This window comes from Streptococcus sp. HMSC062H02 (genome assembly GCF_001813005.1).
Lineage (GTDB): Bacteria > Bacillota > Bacilli > Lactobacillales > Streptococcaceae > Streptococcus > Streptococcus oralis_S.
Genome location: NZ_KV811130.1, coordinates 253,065 through 263,244, shown reverse-complemented (window position 1 = coordinate 263,244; position 10,180 = coordinate 253,065). Strand labels below are relative to the sequence as shown.

Sequence of the window (10,180 nt, the reverse complement as noted above, 5' to 3'; positions counted from 1 at the left end):
TCAAGAATTCCGTGTTGTTGCCACTAAGTCTGACCCAGTAACGGGATTTGATGGACTGGCGGTTGCACCTATTGTGAACGGCGAACCAGATTATAAAAATGTAGCTGTGATTGCGGCAGGAACTGACCCTGATAGTCCGGTGAATAAAACTATGTTCAGCTCACGCGACGTCAATAGTGCCATAATTGCAAGGCAAACTTATTTATCTCCACAATATAAGGTTGCTGACAAATTCGTAAAAGAGATTATGGACGACCCCCGATACGAAGTCAGTCAACTATCCGGTTATTCACAGGGTTCCTACATGCTGAAGGTAGGAGCTAAATACCATATCCCTACAACCACCTTTAATGCTTGGTTTAAATACGGTGCACTCACACTGGAAGAAAAAGCATTTATTGAAAGCAATCCTTCAATGTTTATAGATTACCGTAGAAAACATGATGATGTAGTACGTTGGAATGATTTCAATCACCCAGAATGGTATAATAAGTCTTTCTTAGAAATGCCTGATACCATATATTGGCTTGACGGAACTAGTCACAAAATTGGTGACTGGGAGTTTGATCCTGTAACTGGTCAACTTGTAGATGGCAAAGGAGGGAAACCCTTAATCAGTGGCGTTTATCGAGCGTATGCCAACAGTCTCCGAGGAATGGCTCATTACAAGGACTTGAAGTCAAAATGGTCATCAGGTGGCATTAGTAGCTCTGAGGAAATATACTTAGATGCAGCTCAGGGTTCTATCTTATCGTCATCTATGGCTACAGCAGCAAGAACTGGAGCTGATGAAGTGAGCGCCTTAGCCAAAAAAGCCAATCAAGAATTACAAGAAATTTGGTCAAAAATCGACTTTACGAGCTACACAGCATTAGCTCCCTATGAGGTTGATGCCATTTTTGCTAGTCAAGGCATCACTCAAGCACAGTTTATCGATACGTTTCAGGCAGAGACAAATCCAACAGCCACTAAGATGAATGCTTCCGCCCAAGCATTTGAAAATATGGATAAACAATTACAGGAAGTTATCGAAAAAACAGTAGCAACAGATAAGCAATTAGCCAAGGAGTTTCGACAATGGAAAGAAAAGATGTAAAATGGGAGGAAATTAGAGAGAAAGAAAGAGAACTATTTGCACTAGAAGACCAATATTATCAAGAAAAGAAGAAACTCGATAACAAAGCCCTTGATCTAGACGAACGAAATGCAAACTTAGAGAAACTAATTTCCGAAGAAGTTGATAAAATGTCTCATATTTTGAGAAAATTTGAGACAAGTGTTGATGATGTTGGAGACTACTTTACAGAAATAGAAAATTTGAGACACTTTTCGAATCAAGTATACAGAGATCGTAGAATTAAACTCGAAGATGAGAGAGAAAAATACGATAACGAGTTTCGTAAAAAAAGAAATGATTTAGATGAAGAATTTCACAGATTAAGGAGAGATTATGCAAGCACCAATGAATGAATACTACACAGATGAAGAATACCAGTATGCACTGAAACAAATGTATCGTATGATGGAAAGAAACCGAATCATTACGGAAGCAAAGTTAGCGATAACAGCAAAAAATAAATTGAAAGATAACTTTAATAAAGCAGCTAAGAAAATTGCTACAGAAACCAAATCTACCATTACAAGCATAAACAGCCAAATGGACACTGCAATTCAAGGTAAAGTTCGCAAGAGTCTTGAAGAAAAGATTCCGAATATGTTGCTCAAGTATGATGAAATTTAATAAAGGGTTCAGGATAACTGGGGGAAAGTTAGACTTTAGTTTTAAGTTTCTTATATCATTTTTCCGAAAAACTATAATTTTCTTGAAAAATATATGAGTCTATGCTATACTACTAGTAGACTTACTTATGGAGAAAATACATGAAACGTGAGATTTTACTGGAACGAATCGACAAACTAAAACAAATCATGCCCTGGTATGTTCTGGAATACTACCAATCCAAGCTTGCTGTGCCCTACAGTTTTACAACCTTGTACGAATATCTCAAGGAATACGATCGATTTTTCAGCTGGGTTTTAGAGTCTGGAATTTCAAATGCTGATAAAATGTCTGATATTCCTTTATCTGTCTTGGAAAATATGTCTAAGAAAGATATGGAAGCTTTTATCCTATATCTACGTGAACGTCCATTGCTGAATGCTAATACAACCAAGCAAGGTGTATCTCAGACGACCATCAATCGGACCTTATCAGCACTTTCTAGTCTTTACAAGTATCTAACAGAGGAGGTTGAAAACGACCTGGGAGAACCCTATTTCTATCGTAATGTAATGAAGAAAGTTTCAACCAAGAAAAAGAAAGAAACACTTGCTGCTAGAGCTGAAAACATCAAGCAAAAACTCTTTCTAGGTGATGAAACAGAAGGTTTTCTGACTTATATCGACCAAGAGTACCCACAACAACTCTCAAATCGTGCTCTTTCGTCATTTAATAAGAATAAAGAACGTGATTTGGCCATTATTGCCCTTCTCTTGGCATCTGGTGTTCGCTTATCTGAAGCTGTTAACCTGGACCTAAGAGACCTTAATCTCAAAATGATGGTCATTGATGTCACTCGAAAAGGTGGCAAACGTGACTCGGTCAATGTCGCAGCCTTTGCCAAGCCTTACCTTGAAAATTATCTCACCATTCGAAATCAACGCTATAAGACGGAAAAGACGGATACAGCACTCTTTCTGACTTTATATCGTGGCGTTCCCAATCGTATTGATGCTTCTAGTGTTGAAAAGATGGTTGCTAAGTACTCTGAGGACTTCAAAGTCCGTGTAACTCCCCACAAACTCCGCCATACCTTAGCAACCAGACTCTATGATGCAACTAAATCGCAAGTTTTGGTCAGCCACCAATTAGGACATGCCAGCACGCAAGTCACTGACCTCTATACCCATATCGTAAATGATGAACAAAAAAATGCTCTAGATAGTTTATAGAATACATAAAATTAATTATGTAAATTAAAGATTACTTAAAAACGAAAGACCAATTCCTTTATCTTTCGTTTTTTATTTATTTAAACTCAATCCAGTAGTTACGGTGAGGCTCTATAATTACTGCTTTACCCCAAAAGGCTTGCAGATAGGCTAGATTTGCTGGGCTTACTGGTTTTTTTGAATCATTGTACTGCTCAGCACTCTCTTTAGTTAGAAAACATTTTACTGCTTCATAAGAAGTACCATCAGCTGATTCTCTTTCGATTCCCATATACGAAATTTCGTCACCATTTTTAAGATCGTCAGTTAACAGTTTACCAATAAAGAACACTGTCTTATCTTTCATAAATTCATAAGCCTTACTATGTTCTAGTCGGTTATTCGCTGCAGCATACATAATACAAAAACTATCAACAATGTCCTTCAAAGACATTAAGTCCCCTTTGTTTACTTTGATTTCATCGGGGAGAAGACCGCCAATTATAAGATTTTGAAAATGGGCTTGCTGGATTACATTATCTAAAGCCATTCCTAAAGGTATTTGAACAGCTTGGTATCCTAAAGGTTGAAGCTCTTTGTATTTCTTATCATAATGTTCTTGTGTGATGCTTATATTTAAACTTTCAGTTTGATAAATTTCTTCATTTCTATAGAAAGCAACAACATTGCGGTCTAACTGTTCAAATAGATTAAGACTTTCTACTGGAATTTCTAACATTAATGAATAACTCCTTTTCATTTTTCATCTCTATTATAATCTAATCAGCATGATTATTAAGTTTAACCCTAATAAAAGAATCCATCATAAATGGATTCTTTTTCCTTATCCCACTACCGCTTCAGCAATTTCTTCACGACTAATACCAGCAAAGTAGCGTGTGATGTCAATGGTTTCTAGTGCCTTAAGAACATCTTCACGTTCATATTTTACGCCACGGAGGACATCTTCTACAGCTGCAACGTCTTCGATACCAAAGAAGTCTCCATAAATCTTGATATCTTGGATTTTTGATTCAATGACGTTGGCAAAAACTTCAACCTTACCACTGGTGAATTTTGTCCCACGACGGACGTTAAATTCTGGTGATTTACCGTAGTTCCAGTCCCAAGTACCGAACTTGGTATCCTTGATACGATTGATTTCAGCCAATTCTTGCTCAGAAAAGACGTATTCAGTCATCTCTGGGTACTCTTTTTTCATGTATTCCAATAGCAAATCACGGAATTCTTCAACTGTGATTTTTTCTGGTAGTTCATTGATAATATTGGTCACACGGGCACGGACGGATTTCACACCTTTTGACTCAAATTTATCCTTTGAAACCTTAAGGGCATTTGCAAGGACTGATAAATCGACGTCAAATAACAAGCAACCGTGGTGCATGATACGGCCATTGATATAGGCCTGGGCATTGCCACAGAATTTTTTGCCATCAATTTCTAGGTCATTACGGCCTGTGAACTCAGCTTTAACGCCTAGTTGAGCCAAGGTATTGATAACTGGAGTTGAGAAGCTCTTGAAGTCAAAGGCCTTGTTTTCATCTTCTTTTGAAATGATGGTGTAGTTGAGGTTGTTCAAATCGTGGTAAACAGCTCCACCACCACTGATACGGCGAACCACCTCAATGCCATTTTCGCGAACATAATCACGATTGATTTCTTCAATAGTATTCTGGTGACGTCCAACAATGATAGAAGGTTTGTTAATCCAAAGAAGGAAGATTTGATCCTCATCCAAAAGATGTTTAAAGGCATATTCTTCCAAGGCGATATTAAATGCAGTGTCGTTTGAATGATTGATAATATATTTCATAGTATTTCCAAAAATTTAGTTTTTAAATTCTGTTCATAGCAATCCGATTTTCTAAAGTGGTAAAAAGAAATGTAACGTGTTGTCGTTACATTTCTCGGAAAAATTGAGACAAGAGGCTCAATTTTTAGGCATGGAACTCTAATAGAGGTCGCTGCCGTCCGTACTACTTTAAGAAAATTTAGTTGAAAATCTTGTTTATTTTTTCTTAGGTGAATGGATGGCCATTCCTAGAACATCCGCAAATGCTTCGTACATCACTTCAGAGTAAGTTGGGTGTCCATGGATAGTCTTCAACATTTCCTCAACAGTGATCTCCATTTCGATAATGCTCGATGCTTCATTGATTAATTCCGCAGCTGCAGGACCAATGATGTGCACACCAAGGATTTCCCCGTATTTCTTATCTGCGATAACTTTTACGAAACCTTGAGCAGCATCCGATGCAATGGCACGACCGTTGGCAGCAAAGTTGAATTTACCGATGGCTACATCGTATTTCTCACGTGCTTGTTCTTCAGTCAAACCTACTGCTGCTACTTCAGGAAGAGTGTAGATAGCTGCTGGAGTCAAGTTCAATTTAGCAACAGCATGGTTTCCTTTGAGGGCATTTTCAGCGGCAACTTCACCCATACGGAAGGCTGCGTGAGCCAACATCTTAGTACCGTTGATGTCACCTGGTGCGTAGATACCTGGAACAGAAGTTTCCATGTATTCGTTGACCTTGATACGTCCACGATCCAATTCAAACTCAACATCGCCAATACCTTCAAGGTCTGGCACACGACCGATTGAAAGAAGAGCTTTGCTTGCGATGATATCGTCTTTTCCTTCAACCTTGATACGAAGTTGACCATTTTCTTCGATGATTTCTTCCAATTTTGTACCTGTTAAGATAGTCATACCTTTGCGTTCCAAAATCAAGCGAAGATTCTTAGACACCTCCGCATCCATAGCTGGAACGATACGATCCATCATTTCGATAACAGTTACTTTTGAACCAAATGTCATGAAGGATTGACCGAGTTCGATACCGACAACGCCACCACCGATGATTACGAGGCTTTCTGGCACTTCGTTCATTTCAAGAATATCATCGCTGGTCATCACAAGTGGAGATTCCATACCAGGGACGTTAATCTTGCTGACTTTTGAACCACCGGCAAGGATGATTTTCTTGGTTTCAAGCAATTCCGAACCATTTACCAAGACATTCTTGTCTTTAGTGATGGTACCAATTCCCTTATGAACAGTAACTCCGTAGCTACGAAGAAGACCTGCAACACCACCTACCAAGGTATTGACAACTTTAGATTTTGTCTCTAAAAGTTTATCCATATCTACAGTGAAGTTTGGATTTTCGATGACGATACCACGATTTGCTGCATGACCGATGTTTTCGATGATTTCAGCGTTGTGAAGGTAGGTCTTAGTTGGGATACATCCACGGTTCAAGCAGGTTCCACCTAGTTCAGATTTCTCAACAAGGGCAACCTTACCACCGAGTTGGGCAGCTTTAATGGCTGCTACATATCCAGCAGGACCTCCACCAATCACAACGATATCAAAGGCATCATCGCTCTTGCCATCGTCGTTTGAGGCACTAGCTGCAGGTGCAGGTTTTGATTCTGGCGCTGCTACTCCAGCTGTTGGGATGTTTTCCCCTTCTTCCCCAAGGTAACCGATAACTTCCGTTACAGGGACAGTTTCACCATCTCCTTTGAGGATGGCAATCAAGTATCCATCTTCTTCGGCTTCCAATTCCATGCTGACTTTGTCAGTCATGATTTCCAAAAGGATTTCTCCTTCTTTTACAAATTCTCCGACTTTCTTATTCCATTGGACGATTTGTCCTTCTGTCATATCCACGCCGGCTTTTGGCATAATTACTTCTAAAGCCATGTCTTACTTCCTTTATCTATATCTCTAAAAATAAATACTGTATTTTTAAACCAACATTGAGATTGGGTTCTCAATTAAGGCTTTCAAGTCTTTCATAAACTTAGCACCAGCCATACCATCTACAACACGGTGGTCAATGGTTAATCCTAGGCTCATGATAGGGCGAATGACAATCTCACCATTGACAACTACAGGTTTTTCAACTGTTGAGCTAACCCCGAGGATAGCTGAGTTTGGTTGGTTAATAATCGGACCAAAGGACTGAACGCCAAACATTCCCAAGTTACTAATTGTGAAGGTTGAATTTTGCAGTTCGCTTGGAGCCAATTTACCATCCAAGGTACGACCAATTACATCCTTAAAGGCAACAACCAACTCTGACAAACTCATTTTTTCAGCATTGTAAACAACTGGTGTCATTAGACCGTTATCCATACCAACCGCCATCGCAAGGTTGACATAGTTATGAGTGATAATGGTCTTGCCGTCTTCTGTCAATGAAGCGTTGATGTATGGGTGTTTCATCAATGTTTTTACAACAGCGAGTGAAAGAAGGTCTGTTACAGTAGTCTTCTTACCAGTTGCTTCCATAATTGGCTCAAGAACCTTCTTACGAAGAGCCAGCATCTCAGACATATCGACATCGTAGTTGAGTGTGAAGGTTGGCGCAGTTAGGTAGGATTCAACCATTCGTTGTGCGATAACCTTACGCATTGGTGTCATTGGAATACGCTCAATCTCACCATAAGGAGTGATATTGTCTGGAACTTCTTCTACTTTTTCAATTTGAGCAGGAGACTTGATAGTGTCGTTTTCGATATTTTCAGGAAGTAAGGCCAAAACATCCTTCTTCATGATTTTACCACGATGACCTGTTCCTTGGATTTCCTGCCAAGCAATGTTATGTTTGAGGGCAATTCGTTTTGCAAGTGGCGAAATGCGAACCACATTTGTGTCTTTATAAGTTTCCACGTCTTCTTTGTGGACACGACCGTTTGCACCTGAGCCAGAAACGTCGTAGAGGTTGATCCCTAGATCATCCGCTAACTTTCTAGCCGCAGGAGTCGCTCTTAGCTTGTCATCAGCCATGACCTCTCCAATTCTAATTATGATACAAAGGGCGTAAAAAGCGACTGAAAAATAGGAAATCGACGCAGACTTCGATGAAGTCAAGGAGATTTATCTTTTTTCCGAGCTTTTAGCCCGTGTTCAACTCTACAAGTAACTTGGACACGAAACGTGTCTCAAGTTACTACGGTTGTCGCTATCAGGCGACCAACCTAGTAGACTTACTAAGTTTTTTGTCGAATATTATCGATTCGTCAAAAAACTGTCGCAACTTTACATACAACTTGGATACAAAACATATTTCAAGTTACTAAAGTTAAAAATCTCTAAAATTTTACATAATTTAATTTATGTAATTCTATTCTTTGTTATATGTCTTACGGATGGCGTCTTTGATGCTTTCAACTGTTGGTATCATTGCATTTTCTAGGTTTTGTGCATAAGGCATTGGCACATCTTCTCCTGCACAGCGGCGGATTGGTGCGTCTAGATAATCAAATGCTTCTGATTCTGAAATAATAGCTGAAATCTCTCCGATATAGCCACTTGTTTTGTGGGCGTCGTTAACCAGAACGACCTTACCAGTCTTCTTCACTGAGTTAATGATGATATCCTTATCAAGTGGAACGAGGGTACGTGGGTCTACAATTTCAACTGAAATTCCCTCTTCAGCTAATTCTTCAGCAGCTTGAACCACACGGCGAAGCATTTTTCCATAAGTAACGACTGTTACATCTGTACCTTCACGTTTGATTTCACCAACTCCAAGTGGGATTGTGTAGTCTGGATCAACTGGCACTTCCCCCTTTTGGTTAAATTCGGACTTGTATTCAAGAATGATAACAGGGTTGTTATCACGGATAGAAGACTTGAGCAGTCCTTTCATGTCAGCAGGTGTACCTGGTGCTACAACCTTAAGTCCAGGAATGTGAGTGAACCAAGACTCTAAAGATTGTGAGTGCTGGGCTGCAGAACCAACTCCGTTACCAGCTGCACATCGGACAGTCATTGGAACCTGACCTTTACCACCAAACATATAACGTGTTTTAGCAGCTTGGTTGACGATATTGTCCATGGCAATGACTGAGAAATCCATAAAGGTCATATCAACGATTGGGCGAAGTCCTGTCATAGCTGCTCCTGCTGCTGCTCCAGAGATGGCAGCTTCAGAAATCGGACAGTCACGGACACGTTCTGGACCAAATTCTTCGAGCATTCCAACAGAAGTTCCGAAGTCTCCTCCGAAGACACCGACGTCTTCTCCCATCAAGAATACATTTTCATCGCGACGCATTTCCTCAGACATAGCAAGGATAATGGTGTCACGGAACGACATTGTTTTTGTTTCCATTTTTATCTCTTTCTCCTTAGTCTGCGTAAATATCTTCAAATGCTGATTCTAGTGGTGGGAATGGGCTTTCTTCTGCAAATTTAACAGAAGCTTCTACTGCTTCCTTGACTTGTGCTTGGATTTCTTCCAATTCTTCGGCACTTGCAATGTTGTTCTCAACGAGATAGTTACGAAGGTTTTCGATTGGGTCTTTTTGTTTCCACAATTCCACTTCTTCACGAGTACGATATTTACCAGGGTCAGATGATGAGTGGCCAAGCCAGCGATAGGTTACACTTTCGATCAAGACTGGGCCATTGCCACCACGAACATGATCTACAGCTTTCTTAAATCCTTCATAGACATCGATGACGTTGTTCCCATCTTCGATAAACATTCCAGGAATTCCATATGCCGCACTACGTTGATGGATATGCTCTACATTGGTCATTTTCTTGATATCCGCAGAGATCCCATAACCGTTGTTAATGCAGTAGAAAACAACTGGCAAGTTCCAAATAGAAGCCATGTTGACTGCTTCGTGGAAGACACCTTCGTTGGTCGCACCATCTCCAAAGAAGCAAACGACGATTTTTCCAGTGTTTTGCATTTGTTGACTGAGGGCTGCACCGACAGCGATTCCCATACCACCACCAACGATACCATTGGCACCGAGGTTCCCAGCATCCAGGTCAGCGATGTGCATAGAACCACCTTTTCCTTTACAGGTTCCAGTGTATTTCCCGAGGATTTCAGCCATCATTCCGTTGAGGTCAATCCCCTTAGCAATAGCTTGCCCGTGTCCACGGTGATTTGAGGTAATCAGATCATCTGGATTAAGAGCCAGCATCGCTCCGACGTTAGCAGCTTCCTCTCCGACAGAAAAGTGAGTCATACCGGGAACTTTCCCCTTTTTCACTAACTGAGCGATTTTTAAGTCCATGCGACGGATTTCTTCCATCTTACGGAACATCTCTAGCAAAAGATTCTTATCTAAAGTTGACATAATCTTGCCTTTCTAACTTTGTACTTACCTTACTATTTTACCTTTTTTAGTATACGCTGTCAAAGTATTTGTTAAGAAAAATTCACAAAACACAAAAAAGAAATCCCCGAAG

Annotated in this window: 10 protein-coding genes; 4 read left to right on the top strand and 6 right to left on the bottom strand. The window is 40.1% G+C overall.

The features are described 5' to 3' along the window. The 4 genes from HMPREF2885_RS07495 to xerS form a co-directional block, all read left to right on the top strand. Positions 1 to 1,096: hypothetical protein (locus tag HMPREF2885_RS07495; protein WP_070657680.1), on the top strand; the 1,096-nt coding region annotated here is incomplete at its 5' end. Further along, complete coding sequence (locus HMPREF2885_RS07490) at positions 1,078 to 1,470, top strand: hypothetical protein (protein WP_000439963.1); 393 nt, start codon at positions 1,078 to 1,080, stop codon at positions 1,468 to 1,470. The genes HMPREF2885_RS07495 and HMPREF2885_RS07490, both read left to right, overlap by 19 nt. Further along, the gene (locus tag HMPREF2885_RS07485; protein ID WP_001148766.1) at positions 1,451 to 1,741 is read left to right on the top strand and encodes a hypothetical protein; all 291 of its coding nucleotides are present in this window, start codon (positions 1,451 to 1,453) and stop codon (positions 1,739 to 1,741) included. The genes HMPREF2885_RS07490 and HMPREF2885_RS07485 overlap by 20 nt, the downstream gene beginning before the upstream one ends. A 140-nt stretch (positions 1,742 to 1,881) precedes the next feature. Continuing rightward, positions 1,882 to 2,952 carry a tyrosine recombinase XerS gene (gene xerS, locus HMPREF2885_RS07480; RefSeq protein WP_070657678.1) on the top strand — a complete coding sequence of 357 codons (1,071 nt, stop codon included), beginning with the start codon at positions 1,882 to 1,884 and terminating at the stop codon, positions 2,950 to 2,952. Positions 2,953 to 3,028: 76 nt separating this feature from the next. Here xerS and HMPREF2885_RS07475 read toward each other — a convergent pair whose 3' ends face one another. The 6 genes from HMPREF2885_RS07475 to HMPREF2885_RS07450 form a co-directional block, all read right to left on the bottom strand. Then, positions 3,029 to 3,670, bottom strand: a complete 642-nt coding sequence (locus tag HMPREF2885_RS07475; protein ID WP_000890075.1) for a hypothetical protein — start codon at positions 3,668 to 3,670, stop codon at positions 3,029 to 3,031. A gap of 105 nt (positions 3,671 to 3,775) precedes the next feature. Continuing rightward, the gene (locus tag HMPREF2885_RS07470; protein WP_070657676.1) at positions 3,776 to 4,765 is read right to left on the bottom strand and encodes a lipoate--protein ligase; all 990 of its coding nucleotides are present in this window, start codon (positions 4,763 to 4,765) and stop codon (positions 3,776 to 3,778) included. A gap of 195 nt (positions 4,766 to 4,960) precedes the next feature. After that, entirely contained in the window at positions 4,961 to 6,664 is a 1,704-nt protein-coding gene (gene lpdA / locus HMPREF2885_RS07465) for a dihydrolipoyl dehydrogenase (protein WP_049500692.1), read from the bottom strand. 45 nt (positions 6,665 to 6,709) lie between these two features. Further along, positions 6,710 to 7,753: a dihydrolipoamide acetyltransferase gene (locus HMPREF2885_RS07460; RefSeq protein ID WP_070657673.1), complete on the bottom strand. Its 1,044-nt coding sequence runs from the start codon at positions 7,751 to 7,753 to the stop codon at positions 6,710 to 6,712. Positions 7,754 to 8,090: 337 nt separating this feature from the next. After that, on the bottom strand, positions 8,091 to 9,083 hold the full coding sequence (locus HMPREF2885_RS07455) for an alpha-ketoacid dehydrogenase subunit beta (protein WP_000448714.1): 993 nt from the start codon (positions 9,081 to 9,083) through the stop codon (positions 8,091 to 8,093). A 16-nt stretch (positions 9,084 to 9,099) separates the two neighbouring features. Continuing rightward, positions 9,100 to 10,068 carry a thiamine pyrophosphate-dependent dehydrogenase E1 component subunit alpha gene (locus HMPREF2885_RS07450; RefSeq protein ID WP_070657671.1) on the bottom strand — a complete coding sequence of 323 codons (969 nt, stop codon included), beginning with the start codon at positions 10,066 to 10,068 and terminating at the stop codon, positions 9,100 to 9,102. Positions 10,069 to 10,180: the final 112 nt, after the last annotated feature.

Coding starts and splice junctions, on each gene's coding strand:
- HMPREF2885_RS07490 (WP_000439963.1), top strand. CDS start 1,078: ATGGAAAGAAAAGATGTAAAATGGGAGGAAATTAGAGAGAAAGAAAGA.
- HMPREF2885_RS07485 (WP_001148766.1), top strand. CDS start 1,451: ATGCAAGCACCAATGAATGAATACTACACAGATGAAGAATACCAGTAT.
- xerS (WP_070657678.1), top strand. CDS start 1,882: ATGAAACGTGAGATTTTACTGGAACGAATCGACAAACTAAAACAAATC.
- HMPREF2885_RS07475 (WP_000890075.1), bottom strand. CDS start 3,670: ATGTTAGAAATTCCAGTAGAAAGTCTTAATCTATTTGAACAGTTAGAC.
- HMPREF2885_RS07470 (WP_070657676.1), bottom strand. CDS start 4,765: ATGAAATATATTATCAATCATTCAAACGACACTGCATTTAATATCGCC.
- lpdA (WP_049500692.1), bottom strand. CDS start 6,664: ATGGCTTTAGAAGTAATTATGCCAAAAGCCGGCGTGGATATGACAGAA.
- HMPREF2885_RS07460 (WP_070657673.1), bottom strand. CDS start 7,753: ATGGCTGATGACAAGCTAAGAGCGACTCCTGCGGCTAGAAAGTTAGCG.
- HMPREF2885_RS07455 (WP_000448714.1), bottom strand. CDS start 9,083: ATGGAAACAAAAACAATGTCGTTCCGTGACACCATTATCCTTGCTATG.
- HMPREF2885_RS07450 (WP_070657671.1), bottom strand. CDS start 10,068: ATGTCAACTTTAGATAAGAATCTTTTGCTAGAGATGTTCCGTAAGATG.